Below are 24,847 nucleotides of genomic sequence, written 5' to 3' on the forward strand. Positions count from 1 at the left end.
AACAGCTTAGAAAAATTACCCTCGCTATTTCTGGGGAGTGGAAAGCAGCGAATTTCCTAACAAAATAGGTACATGCTATAGTTGAAATTAACACTTCGTTAACGGTTGAGGGGAGAGTGTTATGGCAAGAAACGATTGGATCCTTGATGTGTTGGCGGATCTCAAGACGTTCGCATCGGCAAACGGGTTGGAAACCCTTGCCGAGCAGCTGGGGGATACCCAACTGATCGCGGCCGTCGAGATCGCCAAGCTCGAGGACGAGCCTAAGATACGGGTAGATGTACAGGAAAGCCGATTTGAGCCCCATTTTGGAGGAGTTGGACGCCACTGACGGGCTCGATGGGCTGCAGGCCGTATCGGCCGGTCTGCGCGACGCGCTGAGCATAGATCACATCGTCTATCACTGGGTGGACAGCGCGGGGGACCAATATGGCTGCGGAACCTATCCAGAGGATTGGATTCAGCGCTATATCGACAAACAATATCTGCGCGTGGACCCGGTCATTGTCGGCTGTTTCCAGCGGTTTCATCCGGTTGACTGGAAAGCGGTGGACTGGTCGGGAAAGGCCGCGCGGGAATTTTTGACCGATGCGCTCGATAACGGCGTCGGCAATCAAGGCTACTCGATCCCCGTGCGTGGGCCGAGCGGGCAATTTGCGCTGTTTACAGCCAATCACAACTGCAGTGACGAGGAATGGTCGGAGTTCAAGGAAATCTACGGCCACGATCTGATCCTGATCGCGCATTATTTCAATCGCAAAGCACTGGATTTCGAAGAAAATCGCGCCCCGCAACCGGTGCGCGCCCTGTCGCCGCGTGAAGTGGACGCGCTGACATTTCTGGCGCTGGGCTACAGCCGTGCGCAGGTTGCGCACTCGTTGTCGATCTCCGAGCACACGCTACGGGTCTATATCGAGAGCGCGCGCTTCAAGCTTGGCGCGCTCAACACAACCCATGCGATAGCAAAGGCACTGAGCCAGGGCTTGATCGTCATGTGATGCACCCTCGGTCGCGGGTTTTCGCGCCGCACGCCTCGGTGACCAGATATTAACCATTCTTACGTACTCCCTTTGTTCCAGATTTCGGACGGCAAGGGGAAGTCAAATGCTACGTTATCTTTACGCAGATCAATTGCACCAGCATCGCGACCTGGCGCGATCGATGTTTCAGGATCGGGCAGATCAGTTCAAAACAAGGCTCGGCTGGGACGTGACGGTTGATGAGAATGGGGAAGAGCGCGACCAGTATGATGTGCTTAATCCGCTGTATGTGATCTGGGAAAACGCGGATGGCGGCCATGGGGGGTCGATGCGTTTTCTGCCTACGACAGGCCCGGTCATGGTAAACGACATTTTTGGCCACCTGACCGGTGGTGCACCGATCTGCAGCCCATTGATCTGGGAATGCACGCGTTTCTGCCTGTCGCGTGACGCCGACAGCCGGGTGGCGGCCGCCCTGATGCTGGGGGGCGGAGAGATCATGACCGGCTTCGGTATCAGGCATTTCGCAGGTGTCTTTGATGCCCGCATGGTGCGCATTTACAAAGCCATCGGATCCTCGCCTGAAATCCTTGGATCTGAGGGCGAGGGGCGTGACCGGATTTCGGTGGGATTGTGGGAATTCACCGAAGAGGCGCGCAACAAGGTGGCAACGCGCGCCGACATCCCGCTGGATCTGTCCCGGCTTTGGTTCACCCGCGCGTTTGGATCGGCGGGACAACACCGGTTCGCACAAACCGCCTGACATCGCGGCAAAGCCGCACGCCGCGTCTGGTGATCCGCCAGGCGCGGCGATAGGGTCGCGGCATGAGCAGTCCCGCAGTTACATTCTCCGATGATCAGGCCGCTGCTTTCGACAGCGTGACAGATATGCTGCGCCATGCGGGCATTGACCTTGACGACGAAACGCTCCGTCTGTCTTCGGGCACTGAAAGCTCGGGCGTCATGGCTGTGGTCGGCAAGGCAGGATCGGGAAAAACCCTGCTGCTTGCCGAGCTTTACAAGGCGCTGGAAGGGGCCGGCGTGCACGTCGTGTCCGGCGATTTCGAAAGCCGCAAAGCACGTGAGCGCCGCACATTGGCGATCCTTGCACCAACCAACAAGGCGGCCAGCGTGCTGCGTTTGCGTGGTGTGCCCGCGACAACCATCCACCGCATTCTCTATACTCCGGTCTATGACCCGGAATATGAGCGCATCGCCGAATGGCTGGCAGGCAGCGGCGAGCGGCCTGAAGTCGAAGGCCTGAGCGACGAGGCGCTGAACCGCGCCGCTGCCTTTTACGAGCGCAACAAATCCATTCCTGGTGCTCTGGCTGCCGCTGGGCTGCGCGGTTCGGATTTCATCACAGGTTGGAAGCGACGGGATGAACCGCTGGATATCGGTTTTGTCGATGAATCCTCGATGCTGGATGATCGACAGTTCGAGGATCTCAAAGAGATCTTCCCGACCCTGCTGCTGTTTGGCGATCCGGCGCAGCTGGCACCGGTGAACCAATCCGGCTCAATGGTCTTTGACGGATTGTCGGAGCCGCGCAAACTGAACCTCGAACGAGTACATCGGCAAAAGGCCGACAATCCGATCCTCGATTTGGCCCATGCGCTGGCTGATCCGGCCCTGGGCTTCCAGGACTTCGAGGACATGATCCAGGACACGGCGCAGAGCGATGATCGGGTTGTCTGGGGCGCACGGGTCGAGGTGGACCTGATGGCGCGTAGCCCGGTTCTGGTCTGGCGCAACGCCACACGCATCCGCCTGATCAACGCGTTCCGCGCGGTCCACGGCGCACCGGAAGAGGCGCTGCTGGAAGGTGAGCCACTGATCTGCGACGGGATCGAATTGCCGCTCAAGCATCGCAAGAAACGGCTGGACCTCGAAGCCCGCGGGCTGATCAAGGGCGCGCAGGTCATTTATCTGGGACCGGGGCGGAAACCGGGGTTCTCAAAACTGCATGTGATCGGGGCCGAAGAGCCGCAGGTCAGCGCCGCTTCGATCGTGAAGATCGAAAAACCCGACGAGGAAGAACCGTTCATCCCTTTCGCTGCGCGCATGGGCGCGACCTTTCTGCATGGCGCGGCGGTCACGATCCACAAGGCGCAGGGCTCGCAATGGAACACCGTGCAGGTCTTTGGGCCTGACCTTTACGCGGCGGCTCGGATGGGTCGTGTCGAGGCGGGCCAACCCTTGTGGAAACGTCTGGCCTACGTGGCGATTACCCGGGCACAGGACCGGCTGATCTGGGTAGTGCGAAACCGGTTGTCAAAACCCACCTATCCGCTGCGCGTGGATGATCTGCGGCAGGCACCGGCAGCGGCGCTGAAACTGGAAGGTCAGGACAGCTGAGTCCGCCGGTCAGCGGTTGCGCAACACGGTAAAAGCGGCAGAGGCGCCCCAACCGGCGAAGATCGCAATCGCCAGCGACATCAGACCATAGATTGCCGGTTGCTGCCGCGACAGGTTGTACAGGAACCGCTCCAGCCCGACCTTTCGAACATCGATATCGGTCACGATCTGAGACACGACCCGGCCACCTCGGGTCAAGTAGATACGTGTCTTGTAATCGCCTTCGATCAGATTGGCGGGCATCTCGATTGAGGTGCGAAACAGCGTCTGCTGATCCACGGCGACCGTATCCTCGCGCAGCGAATACAGGCCTTCGGCCTTGCGGATGCGAATGACGGCCTGGGCAAACTCCTGGGCATCCTGAACCTTCATATCCGCCCCGACCGAGCGGATCGCTTGCGGGATCGACACCTTGTAGCGCAGGTCCTCGGTATTGGTCAGCACTTCGTTGAACGGGGCGCTGGTGGCAACCGCGTAAAAGCTAGGCGCGGAATCCACCAGAACGCTATCCACATTGACCCAGATGCCGAACTTCTTTTCCTTCCGGCGCACAATGACCGGCTTTGACGGGCCTGAGACGGTGATCACAACCTCCAGCGGTTCCGCGTCCGGAATCGGCGTTTCGCGTTTGACCGCACCAAAAACCAGAATGTCGTCCCCGTCGAAGGTCGAGGTAATGGCCACCCGGTCCTGACTCAGGCCCAGCACGATTTCTTCTTCGATGGCCTGCGCGGGCAGCGCGGCAAACAACATCAGGACAAGCAGAGCGCGCATCATGATCAATGCCCCCCGTCCGTACCCAGCGAGAACAGCTCAGCCGGTTGCAGCAGAAGATCCAGCGCCAGCTTGCCACAGACCACCAGAACCATCATCGCCAGCAAAATCCGCAATTGTTCGGCCTTGAGCTTGGTGCCGATCTGGGTGCCGATCTGCGCCCCGATCACACCGCCAACCAGCAGCAGAACCGCCAGTACCACATCAACGGTGAAATTGGTGGTCGCGTGCAGCATGGTGGTAAATGCGGTGACGAAGATGATCTGGAACAGCGAGGTGCCGACAACCACCTTGGTGGGCATGCCCAGGATATAGATCATCGCGGGCACCATGATGAAGCCGCCGCCGACACCCATGATGGCCGACAGGATGCCGACGAAAACGCCGACAATCAGGGGTGGGATGGCCGAGATATACAGGCCCGAGGTGCGAAACCGCATTTTCAGGGGCAACGCGTGGACCCATCCTCGCTGACGGCGCTTTGCTGGCGCCGTACCACCTGCCTGGCGGGCTTTGCGGATCGCGTTCAGGCTTTCGATGAACATCAGCCCGCCGACCACGCCCAGAAAGACCACGTAGCAAAGCTTGACCAGCAGATCGACCTGCCCAAGGCTTTTGAGGTAGTTGAACACCACCACACCCAGCGCCGCGCCGGTCAGACCGCCGGCCAATAACACCCCGCCCATCTTGAAATCGACGGTTCGCCGCCTGAAATGGGCCAGCACACCGGAAAAGGACGAGGCGACGATCTGGTTGGCCTCGGTCGCAACCGCGACGGCGGGGGGGATGCCGATGAAAAACAGCAGCGGTGTCATCAGAAAGCCGCCGCCGACCCCGAACATGCCGGACAGAACCCCGACGAGGCCCCCCAGACCCAGCAGCAGGAACGCGTTGACCGAAACTTCAGCGATGGGAAGGTAAATCTGCATGTTTACTGTTATTTCACGCGGCGTCACAAAATCAACCGCTTATGCTGCCTTGCAGCACAAGTTGCGGATCACAATTTGAGTCAGTTTTGAAGCGGCGGGGCAGAAAAAGCGCCCTTAACAAGGTAAATTACGGCCCCGATCGGTGCTGCGCAAAAACCTGATAATGATTGTGGGCTTATAGATCGGTCGAAACTGGCCTTGTATCGGACCAAATGCCAGGACCCATCTGGCAAACAGGCCGAGGCCTGTTTGCCAGCAATGTTCAACGGTTCAGAAGTTCAGAACCGGGCAGCTGTCGTCGCTGGTATAATCGTGAACGTCGATTTCACCTGCGATGATCTTGGCCTTTGCGTCCTCGACCGAGGATTGCATGTCACCGCTGACCAATTCGGCGTTGTTGTCATCCATGGCATAGCCCACACCGTCGGCGGAGAGGTCCAGAACCAGAACGCCCGGCTCCATCTCTTCACCCGCGGTCATGACGTTATAAACCGCCACGTCGACGCGCTTCAGCATCGAGGTCAGAACCTTGCCCGGGTGCAGGTGGTTCTGGTTGCTGTCCACGCCGATCGACAGGATGCCCTCGTCAGCGGCGGTCTGCAGAACGCCCACGCCGGTGCCACCGGCTGCGGCATAAACCACGTCTGCGCCCTGGCTGATCTGCGCTTTGGTCAGTTCCGAACCCTTCACCGGGTCGTTCCAGGCCGATGGTGTGGTGCCGGTCATATTCGCGATCACGGTGGCATCGGGGTTGGCCGCCTTGACGCCCTGCGCATAACCGCAAGCGAATTTGCGGATCAGAGGCACATCCATGCCGCCGATGAACCCGACAGTGCCCGATTGCGACGCCTGTGCCGCCATCATGCCGACCAGATATGACCCTTCATGCTCGGTGAAGCCGATGATCAGCACGTTCGGATGTTTCTCCGGATCTACCCATCCGTCAATTGTGACGAAGTTCGTGTCAGGATAATCGCCCGCGACTTCCTCCAGCACCGAGGCGATGGCGAATCCGGTGGTAACGACAGGGTTGAAACCCGCCTCGGCGAAACGCCGAACCGCTTGTTCACGCTGTGCTTCGGTCTGGATCTCGATGTCTTTATACGAGCCGCCGGTATCCTTCGCCCAGCGTTCTGCGCCGTTGTGAGCCGCCTCGTTGAACGATTTGTCGAATTTGCCACCCAGATCATAGATCAGCGCCGGTTCGGCAGTGGCGAGGCCTGCAGTCAGGGCAACCGCAGCAGCGGCACCCATCAGGGATTTCATGAGGGTCATTGGATACTCCCGTTGTTTTTTGGTTGAGGGCACGGGTTGTTCCCGATGCCCCGGTGATTGATCAACTGTATATGACGCTGGCAATTAAGGCCGTGCCCGGTGCCGGGGGTCAACCGCTTTTTGCAACTGCGGGCAGCCGCGCGCGCGCTTTCCTTCACGGCAAGGCACGTTCCATCGCGATCGCATCGAGTTTCAGCCCGCCGTCGCGCAGGTAATAGGCACGCCGCACGCCGCACCGGGCATAGCCGCAGCGCTGATAGAGGGACAGCGCCGGTGTGTTGTCCTCAGCCACGTCCAGAAAGGCGCGCCGGGCGCCATTTGCAGCCGCCTCTTTCTGCCAAAGCTCCATGCAGCGCTGGGCAAGGCCTTGCCGCTGGAAGGCCGGATCGGTGGCGATAGCCAGCAATTCGGCCTGATCCGCGATCAGTGTGTAGACCGCGAAACACCGCGCATCGCCTGCCGTGTGGGTGAAGCGGTTCGTCAGCAGTGCTTCGAACTCTGCCGCCGACCATGGTCGCGATGCGGTAAAGGCGGCGGCATGGGTTTGGGCCATCTGCGCTGGTGTCATGCGTCCAGAATGACCGGCGGGGGGTCGCTGGCCGGGGCGGCATCTGCTGGGCGGGCATAGACCGGGGCAGGGGGCTGTGTCGCGCCAAGCCGGCGTTCGGCGGTGATCCGGGCAATGGCCTGAACGAGGTCCAGCGGGTCAATATCGGCATGAACGAGCCCGTCGACCTCGGATCGGGCGACCATGGTGATGCCCACCTCTGTTCGCAGGTAAAGCTGATCGCGCGGGGCAGGGACCGCGACCCGTTGACCGGGCGGTGCAGATAACGCGCGGGCATCAAAACCGTCCACGCCCACTGCCGGAATGCCAAGGCCCAGCGCCAGACCGCGCGCGGCTGACACTGTGATGCGGATGCCGGTGAAATTGCCCGGCCCGGTGCCAACGCCGATGGCATCCAGATCGCGCCAGGTGACCCCGGTCTGGCTCAGAGCCTCTTCGAGCAACGGCATCACCCGTTCGGCCTGCCCTTTGCTCATTGCCTCATGGCGCAGGGTCAACACCTGCCCATCACGCAGCAAGGCGGCGGCGCACCAAGGGCCGGACGTGTCGAAGCCAAGGATCAGGGTCATCGGTCACGCGCGCTGTTCAGGGTATTCCGGCCAGAGCCTGTGGCGCGGTCCAACCCATCGGCAAGGTGCAGCCAACGCAGCCCTTTGTCGGCATGACAATGCAGGCGTGGAGGGAAATCATCTGCCTGATCCAGCAGGCCGATGGGCACATAGATCTGATCGGGCAGATAATCGAATGTCGCCGCCAGAGGCGACCCGCAGCGGGTACAGTTCCAGCGCCGCACGCCCGGATGATGCGAGGCTCCGTCACCCAGCGCGGGCTCGCTCGTCAGATCGTTGCGACCGAAGGCGGCAAAGGCCCCCACCGGCGCGCCGGTCCAGCGGCGGCAATCGGCGCAATGGCAATAGGCCACCGTCAGGGGGGCGGCGGCGGCGGACAGACGTATCGCGCCGCAATAGCACCGCCCGGTCACGAAAACGGCCGGGTCAGACGGCAACCGGGCGCACCTCGGTCACTTCGGGGATATAGTGGCGCAGCAGGTTCTCGATGCCCATCTTCAGCGTCAGGGTCGAGGACGGGCATCCGGCGCAGGCGCCCTGCATATGCAGATAGACAACCCCACGGTCAAAGCCGTGAAAGGTAATGTCGCCGCCATCCTGCGCCACCGCAGGACGCACCCGGCTGTCGAGCAGTTCCTTGATCTGGTCGACCACTTCGGCATCTTCGCCGGTATGTTCGGCATGGCCGGACCCGGCCGTGTCGCCATCGTTGATGACCGGCTGCCCCGACTGGAAATGCTCCATCACCGCGCCCAGAATGGCGGGTTTGATATGGTCCCATTCGACGCCATCACCCTTGGTGACGGTGACGAAATCATTGCCCAGAAACACACCGGTCACACCGTCCACAGCAAAGATCCGGCCAGCCAGCGGAGATTTCCCAGCCGTGTCGGCAGAGGGGAAATCAGCGGTACCCATGTCCAGCACAGTCTGTCCCGGCAGGAATTTCAGCGTTGCGGGGTTCGGGGTCGATTCGGTCTGGATGAACATTCTGGGGTCTCCATGATCAGAGCAGCAGATATGCGACCCGTCCGGGCGCAAGTCAAGGTTTAGAACAATTCTAAATCGGGTGGGGGCGAGGTCAAGTCCTGCCACACCCGAAATTTACCGGGCGCATCCGTGGATCAGGTGATCGCCTCCAGCTTTTCCTTGCTCAGATCGCCGGGCACGATGGTGAACGGGATCGGCAGTGACCCCGATGAGCGGCTCATCTGCGTGACCAGCGGTCCGGGGCCTTTCTTGTCGGTCCCTGCACCCAGCACCAGCACCCCGATCTCGGGGTCTTCGTTCACCTGGGCGATGATCTCGGGCACGGCTTCGCCTTCGCGGATGATCAGTTCGGGTTCAACGGACTGCTTGTCGCGCATCCATTTGGCGAACACTTCGTAATGGGCGTGGATGCGCTCGCGCGCTTCTTCGCGCATCACTTCGCCCACGCCGATCCAGTGGTTGAATTCATCCGGCGGGATCACCGACAGGATGGCGACGCCGCCGCCCGTATGGGCCGCACGCATGGCCGCGAAACGCATGGCGTTCAGGCATTCGCGGCTGTCATCAAGGACGACCAGAAACTTCCGCATGAGGATGGCTCCTTTCCCTCTGGATCATGCCCCAGCAACAGGGGGCTGGCAACCGGTGGTTTTGCAGGTGTCTCAAAGGGTTAGCGGTCTGACGCCGCCCAGTCCCAATACAGCTCGCGCACCCGCCGCGCAATCGGGCCGACCTGATAGCCGGTATCTTCCAGTGCGGTGACCGGGGTCACCTTGTTCATGTTGCCCGACATAAAGACCTCGTCCGCGTCGTGAAAATCATCGAAGGACAGCACTGTTTCATGCACCGTCACCCCGTCCGCGCGCAGATTGGCGATATGCCGCGCCCGGGTGATCCCGGCCAGGAATGTGCCATTGGGAATGGGGGTAAAGACCTCGCCATCGCGGACCATGAAGATATTGGCGGTGTCCGTTTCCGCCACATTGCCCATCGCATCGGCCGCCAGTGCATTTGAGAACCCCTTCTGGTGGGCCTCGCGCAGCATCCGCGCGTTGTTGGGATAAAGCGCGCCGGCCTTGGCGTTCACTACCGCCGCCTCAAGCACCGGACGTCTGAACCGTGTCGTGGTCAGTGTTGCGGTGGCATGCGCCGGGGCCATGGGAATCTCTTCGAGGCAGATCGCAAAGCCGGTTTTGTCCTGCGACGGCACGATGGTCGTGCTGCCACCGTCGATACCCCAATACATCGGGCGGATGTAAACCGCAGCACCCGGCGTGTATTTTTTCAGCCCGTCATCGACGATCGCGACCATCTCTTCAGCGGTGACGGTGGGCGTCAGCATCATTGCCTCGGCAGAGCGGTTCACCCGAGCGCAATGAGCGTCCAGATCGGGGCTCAGCCCGTCTACGTGGCGCGCGCCGTCGAATACATTTGTGCCCAGCCACGCACCGTGATCCGCCGCCCGCATGATCGGGACATCACCCTCATGCCACTGGCCGTCGAAATAGGTGCGGATGTTTTTGCCCGTCGCCATCTGGTCCTCCCTGAACGGACGAAACCTAGGCAGGAATGTCGCAGGCGTCCAGAGCAGTTTCACCCGAGGGGTCACGCGGGCGTCGGCAACTCGGTACGCTTCATGATGGTCCTGAGTGCGAAGTTCGATCGCAGATTGCGGATACCGGGGATCTGCATCAGCCGGTTTTCCAGAAACCGGTCGAATGCCGCAAGATCGGCAGCCACCACACGCAGCAATATGTCACGCGATCCGGTCATCAGGTAACATTCCATGACTTCATCGCAGGTCAGGATCGCTTTCTCGAAGGCATCAATTGCCGCTTTGTCCTGACGCGCCAGTTCCACCGAGACAAAGATCGACACGCCCAGCCCCAGCTTGCCCGGATCGACCCGCGCGCCATATCCGGTGATGACGCCCCGTGTCTGCAACCGCTCCACCCGCCGCGCGCAGGGCGTTGCGGACAGGCCCACCATCTCGGCCAGTTCAGTCACTGTCATCCGCCCGTCTTTCTGGAGGTGGTGCACGATTCGATAATCAATGGCGTCCATGGGGAAATCTCCGAAAAAATCGACCGTTGTTGGAGGATACCTTCAATATTGGTTAGCGGGCTAGTCGAAATTGGAGGGTATTGCTGTGCGCTTCGTGAGAAAATTCGAACATGGACGGAGGAAAGAGATGAACCTGACGCAAATCGAGGTGCCCGGGCATGAAGGTGTATATCGTATCGAGGACCGCGAAAGCGGCCTGTTGGGCCTGATCGCGATCCATTCGACACAGCTTGGCCCGGCGGCGGGTGGTGTGCGGATGCGGCCCTATTACAGTTTCGACGCGGCGCTTAAGGATGCGCTGCGTCTGTCACAGGGCATGACGCTGAAGAACGCTGCCGCCGGTCTGCCCCTGGGCGGAGGCAAGGCGGTGATCATCGGCGATCCTGCGGGCGACAAGACACCCGGCCTGTTGCAGGCCTTTGGCCGCGTGGTTGCGCAGCTCGACGGGCGCTATTGGACAGCCGAGGATATGGGCATGACCCCGGCCGACATGGCCGAGATTGCGCGCGAGACGGAATGCGTGGCCGGGCTTGAGCAGGGCAGCCACGCGAGCGGCGATCCGTCCCCAATCACGGCGCAAGGCATCTTTAACGCGATCCGGGCGGTGGCGCGGCACCGGTTCGGGTCCGATGATCTGTCGGGCCGGACCGTGAGCGTGCAGGGGCTTGGCAATGTCGGCTGGCATCTCTGCGGTTTCCTGAGGGATCAGGGCGTGCGGCTGGTGGTGACCGATATCAACGCGGCACGCGTTGCGCGAGCCGAAGCCGAATTTGGTGCGCGGGCAGTGGCGTGTGATGCGATTTTCGATGCCGATGCCGATATCTTTGCGCCCTGCGCCATAGGGGGAATTCTTGATGCGAACAGGATCGAGCGATTGCGGGTCAAGGCGGTCGCGGGCGGGGCAAACAACCAACTTGCAACGCCGGAAGACGGGCACCGGCTGCACCGGAGGGGAATTCTCTATGCGCCGGACTTCGTGGCCAATGGCGGCGGTATCATCAATGTCGCGACCGAGATTTTGCGCATCGACGCGCGCGAGGCGTGGGTCGCCGACAAGCTAACAGCTCTCGACAGCACCATGGACCGCATTCTGCACGCGGCCAAGGCGCGCGATGTCAGCCCGCATCACGTGGCCGAGGCGATCGTGGCGGACGTGCTGCAGCAGGACGCGGCTTAAAAAACCAAGCCCGTTCAAGCGGGCTTGGTCGTCACCGGCGTGTCAGAAGGACACTGGCGGCACCATCCCGATGATGTCGTAGGTCTGGCGCAGGATTGGTGCGGTGATCGCCCGTGCCCGCTCGGACCCGCGGGTCAGAATGCGGTCGATTTCGGTCTGGTCGTTCATCAGCCGCGCCATCTCGGTCGCGATCGGGGCCAGTTTTTCCACCGCCAGTTCTGCCAGCATCGGCTTGAATGCGCCAAACTGCTTGCCGCCCACCTCGGCCAGTACCTGATCGACGTTCTGATCGCTCAGCGCCGCATAGATATCGACCAGATTGCGCGCCTCGGGACGGTCTTCCAGACCTTTCGCCTCGGATGGCAGGGCATCGGGATCGGTCTTGGCCTTGCGGATTTTCTTCGCAATGGTCTCCGCGTCATCGGTCATGTTGATGCGGCTGGCATCCGAAGGGTCGGATTTCGACATTTTCTTCGACCCGTCGCGCAGGCTCATCACCCGTGTGGCAGCGCCTTCGATCACCGGTTCGGTGACCGGGAAGAAATCAACGCCATAGTCGTGGTTGAACTTGATCGCGATATCGCGGGTCAGTTCCAGATGCTGCTTCTGGTCCTCACCCACCGGCACATGGGTGGCGTGATAGACCAGAATATCTGCAGCCATCAGCGCCGGATAGGCAAACAACCCCAGCGAGGCGTTCTGCGCGTTCTTGCCCGCCTTGTCCTTGAACTGCGTCATCCGCTGCATCCAGCCCATCCGGGCGATACAGTTGAAGACCCAGGCCAGTTGCGCATGTTCGGGCACCTGGCTCTGGTTGATCAGGATCGATTTCTCGGGATCGAGGCCCGACGCGATATAGCCCGCGCACAGCTCGCGCGTGGCATGGCGCAGCTCGGCCGGGTCCTGCCAGACGGTGATCGCGTGCAGGTCGACCATGCAATAGATCGTCTCGAACTCCGATCCCTGCATCCGCACCCAGTTCCGCAGCGCCCCAAGATAATTGCCCAGGTGCAGGTTGCCCGAAGGCTGCGCACCGGAAAATACCCGTGGTGTGAACGTGGTCTCGGTCATGTAAAGCGACTCCCGTCTGGAAAATTCGGCCTTCGTCGCTTACCCATGGGGTCCAATGACGTCAACAGGCGCAACAAGGACAAAGACATGAGCAGCCCCAGCCACACTCCACCCGTGAATCCGTTGCCGCCCGTTGTGGTGGCGCTTGTTCTGGTTCTGATGGGGATCGAGATCGTCTTCATGGCGGGCACCAAAGGGCTGATCGGCGGTCCCGAGGCCGTGGGTTGGCGCGTGGCGGCGATCCAGAAATATGCGTTTTCCGGAGATATCTTCGACTGGATGGTCGAGACCGGGCGCATGCCCTTCGAACATCTGATGCGCTTTGTGACCTATCCGTTTGTCAGCGTGACCTTCACCCAGACGATCTTTGTCTGCGTCTTTGTGCTGGCGATGGGCAAGCTGGTGGCCGAGACCTTTGGCGCATTGGCGATGCTGCTCATTTTCGTTCTGAGCGGGATCGGCGGTGCGCTGCTATATGCACTGCTGCTGAACGAGCCCTATCCGCTGGTGGGTGGCTTCCCCCCGGTCTACGGGCTGATCGGGGCCTTCACCTATCTGCTCTGGCGCAAGCTGTCGCTGGTGGGTGAGAATCAGGCGCGGGCCTTTACACTCATCGCGTTTCTGATGGGCGCGCAGCTGCTGTTCGGGCTGCTGTTCGGAGGCGGCCTGGACTGGGTGGCCGATCTGGCGGGGTTTGCCACCGGCTTTGGCCTGTCCTTCTTTTTGGCCCCTGGCGGCTGGGCGCGGATACGCAACCGCATCCGCCACGACTGAGCGCTCAGCCGCGCCGCATCATCTGCCGCAATTCGCCAAGGCGGAAGGCACCCAGAATGTGCCCGGCCGCGTAGTAGGCAAGGCTACCGAACAGCACCAGTGCGAGCAGCGCGAGATAGCGCCATCCAGGCACCTGAAACGCCCAGCCAAAGAACTGGTTCGCGGCATAAAGCGCCACACCCATCAGGGCCGAGGCCAGCGCGATTCGCCAGGCGCGCGCGCGAAACCGGTCGTCTGGCTGCGCCACCGCGCCCATGCGCAGCGATCCCAGCGCCAGAAGCGCAACCATCGCCCAACCCGCGACCGACGCAGCGATGGCCGGGGCAATCCATCCGACAACCGGATAGAGGCCAAAGGCAAGCACCGCGTTCACCACCATGGCCACCGCCGCATAACGGAATGGTGTCTTCGTATCCTCACGCGCGAAATAGAGCGGTTGCAGTAGCTTCTGCAGCACGAAAGCAGGCAGGCCCAGACCATAAATTGCCACCGCCAGCGCCATCGCAGCGCTGTCTTCGGCACCGGTCGCACCACGTTCGAACAGGACTGAGATCAGCGGCAGCGGCACGGTGACAAGCGCAACCGCAGCAGGCAACGACAGCATCAGCGTGAATTCTCCGGCGCGGGAATAGGCGTTGCGCGCGCCCGTTTCATCGCCCGCACGCAGCTTGCGCGACAGGTCCGGCAGCAGCACCACTCCAACGGCGATGCCCACCACTCCCAGCGGCAATTGATAAAGCCTGTCCGCCGCAAACAGCCAGCTGACCGCGCTTTCGGTTTGTGAGGCGACCAGTTGCCCCACCACCAGATTGATCTGCGTAACGCCCATCGCCAGCGCGGCGGGAACCGCCACTGCCACCATATGGCGCATCTCGGGTGTCAGCCGGGGCAGGCCGGGCCGGATGCGGATATCCGCCCGCTCTGTTGCGACCCAGACCAGCGCCAGTTGCGCCACGCCCGCGACCGGGATCACCCAGATCAGCCAGGTGATCACATCACCCCCCCTCAGCGCGCCAATCAGCATCGCACTGCAGGCCAGAATGTTGAGAAGGACCGGCGCGGCAGCGGCGGCGGCAAAGCGCCCGGTGGCGTTCAACACGCCGGAAAACAGCGCCGCCAGCGCCATGAACAGGATGTAGGGAAAGACCACATGACCATAGCCCACCGCCAGATCGAACCGTGCATCCCCGGCAAAACCGCCCGCCGTGGCCCAGACCAGCGCGGGCATGAAGACCATGCCAAGCCCGACCAGCGCCAGCACCGCCAGTCCCAGCAGGTTGAAGGCCTGATTGGCAAAGCCCTGCGCGTCCTCGCCCGCCTCGAGCCGTTTCGAGAACATCGGCACGAAGGCTGCGTTGAACGCGCCCTCGGCAAAGAAGCGGCGGAACATGTTGGGCAAGCGGAAGGCGGCGACAAAGGCGTCCATCACCGGGCCGGGGCCGATATAGGCGGTGATCAGGATCTCGCGGACAAACCCCAGTATGCGGCTGGCCAGCGTCCAGAACCCGACGGTGAAGAACCCCGAGAGCAGTCTGATCTGCTTCATGAATCGGCGCGCTCCGCGCCTTCGGTGATGGCTGTGCGCAGGCGTTTTTCCAGCGTGCGCTGCTTGCCTTCGGAGTAATATTTCAACCCGAACATGTCCTTCACATAGAAGGTGTCGACAACCTGTTCGCCATAGGTCGCGATCACCGCATTGGCGACATAGACATTCGAAGCTGACAGGGCGCGGGCCAGATCATAAAGCAACCCCGGCCGGTCGCGGGTGTCGACCTCGATGATCGTGTAGATTTCCGAACCGTCATTGTCGAAGGTGATATGGGTCGGGACATTAAAGGCCTTTTCCCGTTTCTTGATCTTGTCACGCGATTTGAACGCATCGCTGGCGACCACTTCACCCTTCAGGGTCTTGTGGATCATCTGGGTCAGGCGCGGCAAGCGCGCGGCCTCATAGGGGTGGCCTTCGACGTCCTGAATCCAGAACGCATCGGTCACATAGCCGTCCTTGGTGGTATAGCTGCGAGCATCGACCACATTTGCGCCCACCAGTGCCAGAGCGCCCGCGACGCGGGCGAATATACCCGGATGGTCGCCCATGGCAAAACAGGCGCGGGTGGCGTCGCGGTCTTCGTCCGGGTGCAGGCGTATCTCCACCGCGCCGGCATCGCCGCTGTCTTCGAGGGTGCGCAGCATCTCGGCGAATTCGACATGGGCAGACAGGTTCAGCCCCTGCCAATAGGGGTCATAATGTCGCCCGGTTTCCAGCTTGAGGTCCGCTTTCGACCAGTTGTCCAGCGCCGCGCGCAGCGCCTTTTTGGCGCCGGCCCCGCGATTGGCACGGTTCAGGTCCTCCATCCCGGTTTCCAGCGCCCGCTTGGTTTCGGCATGCAGCGCGCGCAGCAGGGTGGCCTTCCAGTTGTTCCAGGTGTTGGGGCCAACGCCGCGAATGTCGCAGACCGTCAGTACCGTCAGCAGGTCCAGCCGCTTGACGGTTCCGACCGCCTTGGCGAAATCGCGCACGGTGCGCGGGTCCGAGATGTCGCGTTTCTGCGCCATATCCGACATCAACAGGTGATAGCGCACCAGCCATTCTACCGTCTCGCAATCGGATTTGCCGAGCCCCAGACGCGGCGCGACCTTGCGCGCGATCTGGGCACCGAGGATCGAATGATCCTGCTCGCGCCCCTTACCGATATCGTGCAGCAGCAGCGCCACATAAAGGACCTTGCGGTTGATCCCGTCCTCCAGGATGCCCGAGGCCAGCGGCAGCGCCTCGACCAGTTCTCCGCGTTCGATCTGGGCGAGGTTGACGATGCACTGGATGGTATGCTCGTCCACCGTATAGCTGTGGTACATGTTGAACTGCATCATCGCGACGATAGGTTCGAACTCGGGGATGAAGGCGGACAGCACCCCCAACTCGTTCATCCGGCGCAGGGCGCGCTCGGGATTGCCGTGTTTCAGCAGCAGATCAAGGAAGATGCGCCGCGCCTCGCGGTTGGTGCGCATATCCTCGTCGATCAGGTCCAGATTTGCGGTGACCAGCCGCATCGCGTCCGGGTGGATCAGCATGCCGGTCCGCAGCCCTTCCTCGAACAGCCGCAGCAGGTTCAGCTTGTCGGTCAGGAATGCCTCGGGATCGGTGATGTCGAGCCGGTTATGGACCACCTTGTAGCCCGATTTCACCCGCGGCTTGCGGCGAAAGATGCGTTCCAGCAGCGGATCGCTTTTCTTATGCGCCGCTTCCAGTTTGGTCAGAAAAATCCGGGTCAGTTCGCCCACCGAGGTCGCCTCGCGGAAATAGCGCTGCATGAACACTTCGACCGCCCGTCGCCCGGCACGGTCAGAATAGCCCATGCGGTCGGCCACTTCGACTTGCAGGTCGAATGTCAGCTGTTCGGTGGCGCGCCTTGTCACCAGATGCAGATGCGCGCGCACGGCCCAGAGGAATTCTTCGGCCTGAACGAAGCGTTCAAACTCCTCCGCCTCGAACAGGCCCAGCCCGACCAGTTCGGCCACATCGCGAACGCCATAGATATACTTGGCGATCCAATAGAGCGATTGCAGGTCGCGCAGCCCGCCTTTGCCCTCTTTGACATTGGGCTCGACCATATAGCGCTCGCCCTGCTTGTGATGGCGTTTCTCGCGCTCATCCAGCTTGGCTTCGATGAATTCGCGCCCGGTGCGGTCGAACAGCTCGGCCTTCAGGGTTTTTGCCATTTCGCTGGCCAGCGGCGCGTGGCCCGCCAGAAAGCGCTGCTCCAGCATGGCGGTGCGGATCGTGTGATCGTCTTGCCCCATGCGCACGCAATCGCGGATGGTGCGCGAGGAATGCCCGACCTTCAGCCGCAGATCCCACAGGATATAGAGCATGGATTCGATCACACTCTCGGCCCAGGCGGTGATCTTGTAAGGGGTCAGGAACAGCAGATCGACATCGGAAAACGGCGCCATTTCGCCACGCCCGTAACCGCCCACGGCCATCACCGCGATGCGCTCGGACCGGGTCGGGTTTGACAGCGGGTGCAGCACTTCGCTGGCCACATAGAGCGCGGTGCGCACCATGCCATCGGTCAGATAGGTGTAGGAGCGGGTCAGGGGCCGGGCCGCAAAGGGCTTTTCGGCATAGGCCGCGGCGATCGCATCGCGACCCGCCTTTTGCGTGTCGCGCAGGATCGCCACAACCCCGCCGCGCCGCGCGGCATTTTCGGCCTCGTCTTCGACAAGCGCCTCGACCCGGGCCATGACCTGAGCGGGATCGAAAATCTGATCCGGCGGGCAGATCAGATCGCCAGCCAGATCAGGCGTTATACGCTGGATCTTTTCCGGATCAGAACCCGGCACCGGAGAATGTTTGTGGAGCAGGGTCAATCACAACCACCTGTTTGTTCTGGATCGTGGCCACTGCCAATCCCCGTTGGTTCGTGCCATCCGGCAACAGGCGGAATATACCGCCCACGCCCTGGAAACCAGCCCCTTGTGTCAGCGCCGCCCCGGTCAGTGCATTGGATTTGCCCGATCCGACCAGGGCTCCGATGGCGGCGATGCCGTCATAGGCGAGCCCGCTGATCGGATGCGGCGCACTGCCATAGGTGGATTGATAGCGCGCGCGGTAATTCTGGCTCTTGCTCGGATCGGGGAGGGCGAACCAGCCGCCCTGAACACCGGGCAGTGCCAGCGTCTGTGCGGGAATGTCCCAACGGGTCAGGCCGATGAACTGCGTGGTGGCGTTGGACACACCCGCTTCAGGCAGAAGCTGCGTGAAGAGCGGTAGTGCGCCCGCCGTGGTCGACGTCATGAACACCGAGGCGTCACCGGCGCTGTCTACCGCCGCTTTCACCTGCGGGACCGCGTTGATCACGCCTTGCTGCGACCGCTCGTAGGGGACCGAACCGGCCAGCGTCGCGCCGCTGTTGCGGATGCCGTTCTCGATGGCGGCCTTGCCCAGTTGCCCACCCTCGTCATTGCTGTAGACCACGACCATCCGGCCCTTGCCCTGACGGGCGGCATAGCTGGTCAGACGGTTGGCCGAGTTCTCGAATGTCGAGCCAAGCACAAAGACGTTGCCGCCCGCGATATTGGTGTTGTTGGAAAAGGACAGCAGATTGATGTTCTTGTTCAGAACCGAAAGCCCGGCGGCGTTCACCGCTTGCGAATAGACCGGCCCGATGATGATCTTCGCCCCTTCATCGACCGCTTGCTGCGCCACCGCCGAGGCCGTTGCCGAACTGCCCGCTGTGTCATAGACCCGCAGGTCGATCTGCACGTTCTGCAAATCCCCCATCGCCAGCCGCGCGGCGTTCTCAAGGCTTTGCGCCATGGACGCATCGCCGGAGCGGCCCGATCCTTTGGGCACCAGCAGCGCCACTGGCACCGGTTTCGAGGTGTTGATGCTGGGGCCACCGCTGATCGCGGGCATGTCGCAGGCTGCCAGAAATCCGGCAACGGTCAGCGCAAGCGCCGTTTTGGCAAATGTGCGGGTGGGCTTGAAAAACGCAAACATCTAAATGAAAACTCCCTGATCGTGCATCCGGGCGGCCGCCTGGGGACAGGCCGCGATAATAAACGTCATGAAAGGCGGGTCCAGCTTTGAATTACCAGAAAACCCATTTGTCACCCGGCCTTTACTTTGTTGCCACACCAATCGGGACGGCCCGCGACATCACCCTGCGCGCGCTGGATGTGCTGGCCTCTGCCGATGTGATCGCCGCCGAGGATACACGCAGTCTGCGCCATCTGATGGATATTCACGGCGTGCCGCTCGAAGGGCGGCGGATTGTGGCCTATCACGACCATAGCGGCGCAGGCGCGCGGGCGCGGCTGCTTGAGGCGTTATCGGCGGGAAAATCCGTGGCTTATGCGTCCGAGGCGGGCATGCCCCTGATTGCCGATCCCGGCTATGACCTGAGCCGCGCGGCGGCGGAGGCCGGGCATCAGGTGACGGTGGCGCCGGGGGCCTCTGCGGTGCTGGCGGCGCTGACGCTGGCAGGATTGCCGACGGATGCGTTTTTCTTTGCGGGCTTTCTGCCCAATGCGACCAAGGCACGGCGGACGCGTCTGGAAGAGCTGCGCGAGGTGCCGGGCACGCTGGCGTTTTACGAATCGCCCAAGCGGGTGGCCGACAGCCTTGCGGATATGGCGGCGGTGCTGGGCGACCGGCAGGCGGCGCTCTGCCGCGAGCTGACCAAGAAGTTCGAAGAAGTCCGGCGCGGGTCCTTATCCGAACTCGCCACCGCGCTGAAGGCGCAGGGCGTCAAGGGCGAGATCGTGGTGCTGGTCGACCGTGCACGTCAGGCCGCCGCCAGCGAGGCGGATGTCGAGAACGCTTTGTTAACAGCCCTTGAGACACATTCGGTCAAGGATGCGGCGGAACTGGTGGCAGGGATGTATTCCCTGCCGCGCCGCCCGCTTTACCAAAGGGCGCTGAAACTTGGCAAAACATGAGATCACGGATCATGCCCGGCGCGGCTACCGCAACCATCGCGCCGGGGATGCCGCCGAGGATCGCATTGCCTCGGCCTATAACGATCTTGGGTTTGCAGTCGTAGAACGTCGCTGGCGCGGGGCTGGCGGAGAAATCGACCTGATCCTGCGCGGGCCGGGCGGGCTGATCTTTGCCGAGGTCAAGCAAAGCCGCGATTTCGCACAGGCGGCGGCTGCGCTGAGTGCGCGCCAGATGCGCCGTATCTTCGCTGCGGCGCAGGAATTTCTGGCCGAGGAAGCGATGGGGCAGGACACCGAAGCGCGGTTCGATGTGGCGCTTGTGGACCAGATGGGCCGGTTTCAAATCATCGAGAACGCCTTTGGTCAGATGTGATCCCCATTGAACCTGCCGCGCGGCTGCGCCATGTAGCTGGCAGATCATGAGGAGCGCGCCATGAAGATCGCCTTTCAGATGGACCCGATCGGGGCCGTAGACATCAATGCCGACAGTTCCTTCCGCCTCGCCGAAGAGGCGCAGGCGCGCGGTCATTCGCTGTTTTTCTACAGCCCCGACAAGCTGGCCTATGAAGAAGGGCGCGTCACTGCCCGCGGTCAGGATATGACCGTGCAGCGCGTGGCAGGTGACCCGGCCATTCTGGGCCCAGAGCGCGAAGTGGATCTGGCCGCGTTCGATGTGGTCTGGCTGCGCCAGGATCCGCCCTTCGACATGCACTACATCACCTCGACCCATCTTCTGGACCGGCTCAAGGGGCAGGCTCTGGTGGTCAATGATCCGTTCTGGGTGCGCAACTATCCCGAAAAGCTGCTGGTGCTGGATTTCCCCGACCTGACGCCGCCGACGACGATTGCCCGCGATCTGGACACGATCAAGGCGTTCAAGGCCCGCCATGGCGATATCATCCTCAAGCCGCTTTATGGCAATGGTGGTGCGGGCGTGTTCCGGCTGGACGCCAATGACCGCAACCTGACATCGCTGCACGAGCTGTTCACCGGGTTCAGCCGCGAACCGCTGATCGTGCAGAAATTCCTGCCCGATGTCAGCAATGGCGACAAGCGGGTGATCCTTGTGGATGGCGAACCGGTCGGCGCGATCAACCGGGTGCCGGCCAAGGGCGAGACCCGCTCGAACATGCATGTGGGCGGGCGACCCGAAAAGATCGGGCTCAGCGAGCGCGATCTTGAGATCTGCGCAGCCATTGGTCCGCTGCTCAAGGAAAAGGGCCAGATTTTTGTCGGCATCGACGTGATCGGCGACTATCTGACCGAGATCAACGTGACCTCGCCCACCGGCATTCAGGAGTTGGAGCGGTTTGACGGTGTGAATATCGCCGAGAAAATCTGGCAAGCGATCGAGGCACGGGTTTAGGCCATCACCCGCGCCGTGATCCGAAAGCCGAGCGCTTCGGCCACATGTGGGCGGCGGACCTGCTCTGATCCGTCCAGATCGGCGATGGTGCGGGCCACGCGCAAGACCCGGTGATAGGCGCGCGCCGACAGGCTGAACCGGTCGGCGGCGTTCAGCAACATCTGCTTGCCTTCGGTGTCCGGCGTGGCGACCTCCTCCAGCACGCCGCCTTCGGCATCGGCGTTCTGACGCAACCCGTCATGGTTTGCGAAACGGGTGGTCTGGACCTCGCGCGCGGTGGCGATGCGCGCGGCGACTGTGGCCGAGCTGTCGCCACTTGCAGGTAGATCGAGATCGGCGAATCCGACCGGCGGCACCTCCAGCCGCAGATCGAACCGGTCCATCAGCGGGCCGGATATGCGCCCCAGATAATCCTCACCGCAGATCGGCGCGCGCGAACAGGCGCGCGAGGCATCGGCCAGATGTCCGCATTTGCAGGGGTTGGCCGCGGCGACCAGCATGAAGCGGCAAGGGTATTTTACATGCGCATTGGCGCGGGCCACCATGACCTCGCCGGTCTCAATGGGCTGGCGCAGGGTTTCCAGCACGGTGCGCGGGAATTCGGGAAATTCGTCCATGAAGAGCACCCCGTTATGCGCCAGCGAGATCTCGCCCGGCTTGGCCCCTTTGCCGCCACCCACGATGGCGGCCATCGAGGCGGTGTGATGGGGTTCGCGAAAGGGTCGGGTGCGGCTGATCCCGCCCTCGTCTAGCAGACCACAAAGCGACTGGATCATCGAGGTCTCCAGCGCCTCGACTGCCGTTAGCGGCGGCAGCAGGCCGGGCAGACGGGCGGCCAGCATGGATTTGCCCGAGCCCGGAGAGCCAATCATGATCAGGTGGTGCCGCCCTGCGGCGGCGATTTCGAGCGCGCGCTTGGCGCGTTCCTGACCTTTGACATCGCGCAGGTCGCGCTGGGCGTCGGGTTGCGTTACCTCACCCGGTATGGCGGGGGTCAGCGGCGCCTGGCCGGTATAGTGACGCACCACGGCGGCCAGCGTGTCGGCACCGATCACCTGCGTTGCGCCGACCCAGGCGGCCTCGGCGCTGGAGGCTTTGGGGCAGAGCAGAGTGCGCCCTTCCTCGGCGGCGGTCATCGCCGAGGGCAAGGCGCCCACCACCGGGACCAACGAGCCATCGAGCGACAATTCCCCCAGCGCCAAGGTCGTTTCGGCCGCATCCGCCGGAACGATGTCGAGCGCGGCCAGCAGCGCCAGCGCGATGGGCAGGTCGAAATGGCTGCCTTCCTTGGGCAGGTCGGCGGGCGAGAGGTTGATGGTGATCCGTTTCGAGGGCAGCGCGATGGCCATGGCGCTGAGCGCGCTGCGCACCCGGTCGCGCGCCTCGGACACCGCCTTGTCGGGCAGGCCCACCACCGAAAAGGCGGGCAGGCCCGGCGTGACGGCGCATTGCACCTCGACGGGCCGGGCCTCGACCCCCTGAAAGGCGACGGTATAGGTGCGCGCGACCATACTTCCCCACTTGGTTAACAAGGGATTGCTAGCGCGGGCATGGTTTAAGATCGGTTAACGCGGGTAAAATCAGCTTAGCGGCCAGGGACCAGTTTCGGCTTCGATCGGATAGGGAAACTGGTCGTATTTCGCGTCGTCACTCAACGCCTGCGCGCGCCAGCGTTGAACGGCCGGGTCCGTCAGCAATTCCTCGCAATAGCGCCGGTTCTGATTCGAGACCGGCAGCCCGTAGCCGACAATGCGCGCCGCCACCGGGGTATAGAATATATCGGCCAGTGAGTAGTCACCAAACAACGCACCGGTTTGCGCGCCCGAAATCTTGCGGGCATGAGCCCAGAGCGTTTCGATCCGTTTGATATCCTTCTGGGTCGCGGCGGAGGCAGGAAAGCCTTTGTAGGAATGCAACAACTGCATGGGGCATTCCCCCCGCAGGCTGGCATATCCGCTGGCCATCTCGGCGCACATCCAGCGCGCGGTTGCCCGCGCCGCTGCCTCTGCGGGCCACAGTCCGGCCTCGGGGTGGCGTTCGGCCAGCGTCTCGGCCAAGGCAAGGCTTTCACCTATCACGGTGCCATCCGGTGTGCGGATGCAGGGCACAAGGCGGGCAGGTGCCAAATCCTGCAGTCCGGTCGCCAGATTGCCCGAGAACAGTTCGGTCATATGGGTGCGGCAGGGGATGTTGAATTTCTCGAACATCAGCCAGCCCCGCAGGGACCAGCTGGAGAACAGGCGGTCGCCGATATAAAGGTCATAAGTCATGACCAGCAGTCTAGGCGCGGGCAACAGCACCGGTAAAACGCTGAATTGTGAGCGGGGTCATCACGGGCGGTGATTGATGCGGCCAACCGTCCAGCCAGCGGCGGAATGCGCGATCTCGGTCACCGACAGGTTGTCGATCCGGTGCGCGAAAGCCGCCTCTGCGTCCAGTCGCAAGGCGCGCTGTACCTGCGTCAGGATCACCCCGAAATGCGCCACCACGATCAGGTCCCGGCCCGTATGGGCGGCGATCAGACGGTCGATGGAGGCATCGACGCGGGCACAGACCTCGTTCCAGCTTTCACCATTTGGTGGGCGCACATCGCCGGGCTGGTCCCAATAAGCGCGGATGCGGTCGGGGTCTTCGGCCTCGATCTCGTCAAAGGCGCGCAGTTCCCAGTCTCCGAAATGGATTTCCCGCAGGGCTTCGTCATGCGGCAGTCGGGCGCGCCCGGTTTCAACGGCTGTTGCGGTGTCGACCGCGCGAATCAGGTCCGAGGAGATCACCAGCGCCTCACCCGGCAGATGCGCTGACAGCCGCGCGACCGCCGCAGTATCGCTCAGGTCGGCGGGCAGGTCGGACCAACCCACCATGACTTTGGCGTGGGTCGGGCCATGACGGACAAGATGCAACCGGGTCATGGCAGCGTGCCTTTCAGCACCTGCGGCAGGCCCGCGACGACCTGCACCACAAGTTCGGCCTCAGAGGCCAGGGCTATATTCAGCCGTCCCTGCGCCTCGCGAAATTGCCGGGCCAGCGCATTATCGGGGACGATCCCGTGACCCACCTCGTTCGACACGATCACCACATCCGCCTGGCAGTTCCGCAAGGCGCTCAATAACTGCGCCTGAGCCTCTGCCAGATCGTTTTCTGCCAGCAGGTGGTTGCTCAGCCACATGGTCGCGCAATCGATCAGGCAGATCTCGTCGCCTGCGCGTCCGTCGAGGGCCGGGGCAAGATCAAACGGCGCCTCGATTGTGGTCCAACCCGCGCCGCGCTGGATGACATGGCGGTCGATCTTGGCGCGCATCTCATCATCAAACACTTGTGATGTGGCGATGTAATACCTGTTTTTATCATAATTAACAGAGAGTTGCTCGGCAAAAAATGATTTCCCCGAGGCCGCGCCCCCCAAAATCAGGCTGTATTTCGGAAACAAGTTCTTACCTCAGAAATGATCCATATGCCGCGACCCTGCGTATCTATTTCAAACGCGCAAAACAAGCGCCTGCGGCAGGGC

Annotated in this window: 27 protein-coding genes; 9 read left to right on the top strand and 18 right to left on the bottom strand. The window is 62.1% G+C overall.

The window, feature by feature from the left end; translation table 11 throughout:
• Nucleotides 1-121 precede the first annotated feature (121 nt).
• From M3P21_RS05120 to M3P21_RS05135, 4 genes are all read left to right on the top strand, one after another.
• The gene (locus M3P21_RS05120; RefSeq protein ID WP_249707408.1) at nt 122-331 is read left to right on the top strand and encodes a hypothetical protein; all 210 of its coding nucleotides are present in this window, start codon (nt 122-124) and stop codon (nt 329-331) included.
• Nucleotides 279-998: a helix-turn-helix transcriptional regulator gene (locus M3P21_RS05125; protein ID WP_249707409.1), complete on the top strand. Its 720-nt coding sequence runs from the start codon at nt 279-281 to the stop codon at nt 996-998. The genes M3P21_RS05120 and M3P21_RS05125 overlap by 53 nt, the downstream gene beginning before the upstream one ends.
• A 106-nt stretch (nt 999-1,104) precedes the next feature.
• Nucleotides 1,105-1,743 (top strand): acyl-homoserine-lactone synthase, encoded by a 639-nt coding sequence (locus M3P21_RS05130; RefSeq protein WP_249707410.1) that lies wholly within the window; start codon nt 1,105-1,107, stop codon nt 1,741-1,743.
• 62 nt (nt 1,744-1,805) lie between these two features.
• A complete protein-coding gene (locus M3P21_RS05135) occupies nt 1,806-3,338 on the top strand; it encodes an ATP-dependent DNA helicase (protein ID WP_249707411.1) in 1,533 nt (510 codons plus the stop codon).
• Between the two features lie 9 nt (nt 3,339-3,347).
• On the opposite strand, the gene M3P21_RS05140 is transcribed toward M3P21_RS05135, so the two are convergent.
• From M3P21_RS05140 to M3P21_RS05185, 10 genes are all read right to left on the bottom strand, one after another.
• A complete protein-coding gene (locus M3P21_RS05140; protein WP_249707513.1) occupies nt 3,348-4,112 on the bottom strand; it encodes a TIGR02186 family protein in 765 nt (254 codons plus the stop codon).
• A gap of 5 nt (nt 4,113-4,117) precedes the next feature.
• Nucleotides 4,118-5,041: a sulfite exporter TauE/SafE family protein gene (locus M3P21_RS05145; RefSeq protein WP_249707412.1), complete on the bottom strand. Its 924-nt coding sequence runs from the start codon at nt 5,039-5,041 to the stop codon at nt 4,118-4,120.
• A 270-nt stretch (nt 5,042-5,311) separates the two neighbouring features.
• Nucleotides 5,312-6,316 (bottom strand): BMP family lipoprotein, encoded by a 1,005-nt coding sequence (locus tag M3P21_RS05150; RefSeq protein WP_249707413.1) that lies wholly within the window; start codon nt 6,314-6,316, stop codon nt 5,312-5,314.
• A 154-nt stretch (nt 6,317-6,470) separates the two neighbouring features.
• Nucleotides 6,471-6,884 (bottom strand): GNAT family N-acetyltransferase, encoded by a 414-nt coding sequence (locus tag M3P21_RS05155; protein WP_249707415.1) that lies wholly within the window; start codon nt 6,882-6,884, stop codon nt 6,471-6,473.
• Complete coding sequence (tsaB, locus tag M3P21_RS05160) at nt 6,881-7,453, bottom strand: tRNA (adenosine(37)-N6)-threonylcarbamoyltransferase complex dimerization subunit type 1 TsaB (protein WP_249707416.1); 573 nt, start codon at nt 7,451-7,453, stop codon at nt 6,881-6,883. Before tsaB ends, M3P21_RS05155 begins: the two co-directional genes overlap by 4 nt.
• The gene (locus M3P21_RS05165; RefSeq protein WP_249707417.1) at nt 7,450-7,890 is read right to left on the bottom strand and encodes a GFA family protein; all 441 of its coding nucleotides are present in this window, start codon (nt 7,888-7,890) and stop codon (nt 7,450-7,452) included. Before M3P21_RS05165 ends, tsaB begins: the two co-directional genes overlap by 4 nt.
• The gene (locus M3P21_RS05170) at nt 7,880-8,443 is read right to left on the bottom strand and encodes a NifU family protein (RefSeq protein ID WP_249707418.1); all 564 of its coding nucleotides are present in this window, start codon (nt 8,441-8,443) and stop codon (nt 7,880-7,882) included. Before M3P21_RS05170 ends, M3P21_RS05165 begins: the two co-directional genes overlap by 11 nt.
• 134 nt (nt 8,444-8,577) lie before the next feature.
• Nucleotides 8,578-9,033 carry a universal stress protein gene (locus M3P21_RS05175; RefSeq protein ID WP_249707419.1) on the bottom strand — a complete coding sequence of 152 codons (456 nt, stop codon included), beginning with the start codon at nt 9,031-9,033 and terminating at the stop codon, nt 8,578-8,580.
• A gap of 80 nt (nt 9,034-9,113) precedes the next feature.
• Nucleotides 9,114-9,977: a branched-chain amino acid aminotransferase gene (locus M3P21_RS05180; RefSeq protein WP_249707420.1), complete on the bottom strand. Its 864-nt coding sequence runs from the start codon at nt 9,975-9,977 to the stop codon at nt 9,114-9,116.
• Between the two features lie 71 nt (nt 9,978-10,048).
• Complete coding sequence (locus M3P21_RS05185) at nt 10,049-10,507, bottom strand: Lrp/AsnC family transcriptional regulator (RefSeq protein ID WP_249707421.1); 459 nt, start codon at nt 10,505-10,507, stop codon at nt 10,049-10,051.
• A gap of 127 nt (nt 10,508-10,634) precedes the next feature.
• Here M3P21_RS05185 and M3P21_RS05190 point away from each other — a divergent pair, with 127 nt between their 5' ends.
• Nucleotides 10,635-11,684 carry a Glu/Leu/Phe/Val family dehydrogenase gene (locus tag M3P21_RS05190; RefSeq protein WP_249707422.1) on the top strand — a complete coding sequence of 350 codons (1,050 nt, stop codon included), beginning with the start codon at nt 10,635-10,637 and terminating at the stop codon, nt 11,682-11,684.
• A 42-nt stretch (nt 11,685-11,726) separates the two neighbouring features.
• On the opposite strand, the gene trpS is transcribed toward M3P21_RS05190, so the two are convergent.
• A complete protein-coding gene (gene trpS, locus M3P21_RS05195; protein ID WP_249707423.1) occupies nt 11,727-12,755 on the bottom strand; it encodes a tryptophan--tRNA ligase in 1,029 nt (342 codons plus the stop codon).
• 87 nt (nt 12,756-12,842) lie between these two features.
• On the opposite strand from trpS, the gene M3P21_RS05200 reads away from it, so the two are divergent.
• Nucleotides 12,843-13,529, top strand: coding sequence for a rhomboid family intramembrane serine protease (locus M3P21_RS05200; protein ID WP_249707425.1), 687 nt, complete (start codon nt 12,843-12,845; stop codon nt 13,527-13,529).
• A 4-nt stretch (nt 13,530-13,533) separates the two neighbouring features.
• Here M3P21_RS05200 and murJ read toward each other — a convergent pair whose 3' ends face one another.
• From murJ to M3P21_RS05215, 3 genes are read right to left on the bottom strand one after another with little or no spacing between them, the layout of a single operon-like run.
• The gene (murJ, locus tag M3P21_RS05205; protein ID WP_249707427.1) at nt 13,534-15,075 is read right to left on the bottom strand and encodes a murein biosynthesis integral membrane protein MurJ; all 1,542 of its coding nucleotides are present in this window, start codon (nt 15,073-15,075) and stop codon (nt 13,534-13,536) included.
• The gene (locus tag M3P21_RS05210) at nt 15,072-17,900 is read right to left on the bottom strand and encodes a [protein-PII] uridylyltransferase (protein WP_373319952.1); all 2,829 of its coding nucleotides are present in this window, start codon (nt 17,898-17,900) and stop codon (nt 15,072-15,074) included. The genes murJ and M3P21_RS05210 overlap by 4 nt, the downstream gene beginning before the upstream one ends.
• The gene (locus M3P21_RS05215; protein ID WP_249707429.1) at nt 17,860-19,032 is read right to left on the bottom strand and encodes a penicillin-binding protein activator; all 1,173 of its coding nucleotides are present in this window, start codon (nt 19,030-19,032) and stop codon (nt 17,860-17,862) included. Before M3P21_RS05215 ends, M3P21_RS05210 begins: the two co-directional genes overlap by 41 nt.
• 86 nt (nt 19,033-19,118) lie before the next feature.
• Between M3P21_RS05215 and rsmI the strand changes: the two genes are divergently transcribed.
• Genes rsmI through gshB form a run of 3 tightly spaced genes read left to right on the top strand, consistent with a single transcriptional unit; the run spans nt 19,119 to nt 21,339 of the window.
• Nucleotides 19,119-19,973, top strand: coding sequence for a 16S rRNA (cytidine(1402)-2'-O)-methyltransferase (gene rsmI, locus M3P21_RS05220; protein ID WP_249707431.1), 855 nt, complete (start codon nt 19,119-19,121; stop codon nt 19,971-19,973).
• Complete coding sequence (locus tag M3P21_RS05225; RefSeq protein WP_249707434.1) at nt 19,960-20,346, top strand: YraN family protein; 387 nt, start codon at nt 19,960-19,962, stop codon at nt 20,344-20,346. Before rsmI ends, M3P21_RS05225 begins: the two co-directional genes overlap by 14 nt.
• A gap of 60 nt (nt 20,347-20,406) precedes the next feature.
• Nucleotides 20,407-21,339 (top strand): glutathione synthase, encoded by a 933-nt coding sequence (gshB, locus tag M3P21_RS05230; protein ID WP_249707436.1) that lies wholly within the window; start codon nt 20,407-20,409, stop codon nt 21,337-21,339.
• On the opposite strand, the gene M3P21_RS05235 is transcribed toward gshB, so the two are convergent.
• From M3P21_RS05235 to cobU, 4 genes are all read right to left on the bottom strand, one after another.
• Complete coding sequence (locus M3P21_RS05235; RefSeq protein WP_249707437.1) at nt 21,336-22,850, bottom strand: YifB family Mg chelatase-like AAA ATPase; 1,515 nt, start codon at nt 22,848-22,850, stop codon at nt 21,336-21,338. The two genes, gshB and M3P21_RS05235, sit on opposite strands and share 4 nt — an antisense overlap.
• Nucleotides 22,851-22,919: 69 nt before the next feature.
• The gene (locus M3P21_RS05240) at nt 22,920-23,609 is read right to left on the bottom strand and encodes a glutathione S-transferase (protein ID WP_249707439.1); all 690 of its coding nucleotides are present in this window, start codon (nt 23,607-23,609) and stop codon (nt 22,920-22,922) included.
• 60 nt (nt 23,610-23,669) lie between these two features.
• Nucleotides 23,670-24,248 (bottom strand): histidine phosphatase family protein, encoded by a 579-nt coding sequence (locus M3P21_RS05245; protein ID WP_249707441.1) that lies wholly within the window; start codon nt 24,246-24,248, stop codon nt 23,670-23,672.
• A complete protein-coding gene (gene cobU / locus M3P21_RS05250) occupies nt 24,245-24,766 on the bottom strand; it encodes a bifunctional adenosylcobinamide kinase/adenosylcobinamide-phosphate guanylyltransferase (protein WP_249707442.1) in 522 nt (173 codons plus the stop codon). The genes M3P21_RS05245 and cobU overlap by 4 nt, the downstream gene beginning before the upstream one ends.
• Nucleotides 24,767-24,847: the final 81 nt, after the last annotated feature.

Origin of the sequence: Ruegeria spongiae (assembly GCF_023502395.1) — a bacterium.
Taxonomy (GTDB): Bacteria; Pseudomonadota; Alphaproteobacteria; order Rhodobacterales; family Rhodobacteraceae; genus Ruegeria_C; species Ruegeria_C spongiae.

Excerpts from the sequence above, each read along its gene's own strand:
- M3P21_RS05125 (WP_249707409.1), top strand. The coding sequence starts at position 279 with ATGTACAGGAAAGCCGATTTGAGCCCCATTTTGGAGGAGTTGGACGCC.
- M3P21_RS05145 (WP_249707412.1), bottom strand. The coding sequence starts at position 5,041 with ATGCAGATTTACCTTCCCATCGCTGAAGTTTCGGTCAACGCGTTCCTG.
- M3P21_RS05215 (WP_249707429.1), bottom strand. The coding sequence starts at position 19,032 with ATGTTTGCGTTTTTCAAGCCCACCCGCACATTTGCCAAAACGGCGCTT.
- M3P21_RS05130 (WP_249707410.1), top strand. The coding sequence starts at position 1,105 with ATGCTACGTTATCTTTACGCAGATCAATTGCACCAGCATCGCGACCTG.
- M3P21_RS05200 (WP_249707425.1), top strand. The coding sequence starts at position 12,843 with ATGAGCAGCCCCAGCCACACTCCACCCGTGAATCCGTTGCCGCCCGTT.
- murJ (WP_249707427.1), bottom strand. The coding sequence starts at position 15,075 with ATGAAGCAGATCAGACTGCTCTCGGGGTTCTTCACCGTCGGGTTCTGG.
- M3P21_RS05190 (WP_249707422.1), top strand. The coding sequence starts at position 10,635 with ATGAACCTGACGCAAATCGAGGTGCCCGGGCATGAAGGTGTATATCGT.
- M3P21_RS05175 (WP_249707419.1), bottom strand. The coding sequence starts at position 9,033 with ATGCGGAAGTTTCTGGTCGTCCTTGATGACAGCCGCGAATGCCTGAAC.
- M3P21_RS05135 (WP_249707411.1), top strand. The coding sequence starts at position 1,806 with ATGAGCAGTCCCGCAGTTACATTCTCCGATGATCAGGCCGCTGCTTTC.
- M3P21_RS05240 (WP_249707439.1), bottom strand. The coding sequence starts at position 23,609 with ATGACTTATGACCTTTATATCGGCGACCGCCTGTTCTCCAGCTGGTCC.
- M3P21_RS05155 (WP_249707415.1), bottom strand. The coding sequence starts at position 6,884 with ATGACACCAGCGCAGATGGCCCAAACCCATGCCGCCGCCTTTACCGCA.
- M3P21_RS05185 (WP_249707421.1), bottom strand. The coding sequence starts at position 10,507 with ATGGACGCCATTGATTATCGAATCGTGCACCACCTCCAGAAAGACGGG.
- M3P21_RS05235 (WP_249707437.1), bottom strand. The coding sequence starts at position 22,850 with ATGGTCGCGCGCACCTATACCGTCGCCTTTCAGGGGGTCGAGGCCCGG.
- trpS (WP_249707423.1), bottom strand. The coding sequence starts at position 12,755 with ATGACCGAGACCACGTTCACACCACGGGTATTTTCCGGTGCGCAGCCT.
- M3P21_RS05150 (WP_249707413.1), bottom strand. The coding sequence starts at position 6,316 with ATGACCCTCATGAAATCCCTGATGGGTGCCGCTGCTGCGGTTGCCCTG.
- M3P21_RS05120 (WP_249707408.1), top strand. The coding sequence starts at position 122 with ATGGCAAGAAACGATTGGATCCTTGATGTGTTGGCGGATCTCAAGACG.
- gshB (WP_249707436.1), top strand. The coding sequence starts at position 20,407 with ATGAAGATCGCCTTTCAGATGGACCCGATCGGGGCCGTAGACATCAAT.
- M3P21_RS05170 (WP_249707418.1), bottom strand. The coding sequence starts at position 8,443 with ATGTTCATCCAGACCGAATCGACCCCGAACCCCGCAACGCTGAAATTC.
- tsaB (WP_249707416.1), bottom strand. The coding sequence starts at position 7,453 with ATGACCCTGATCCTTGGCTTCGACACGTCCGGCCCTTGGTGCGCCGCC.
- M3P21_RS05180 (WP_249707420.1), bottom strand. The coding sequence starts at position 9,977 with ATGGCGACGGGCAAAAACATCCGCACCTATTTCGACGGCCAGTGGCAT.
- M3P21_RS05140 (WP_249707513.1), bottom strand. The coding sequence starts at position 4,112 with ATGCGCGCTCTGCTTGTCCTGATGTTGTTTGCCGCGCTGCCCGCGCAG.
- M3P21_RS05245 (WP_249707441.1), bottom strand. The coding sequence starts at position 24,248 with ATGACCCGGTTGCATCTTGTCCGTCATGGCCCGACCCACGCCAAAGTC.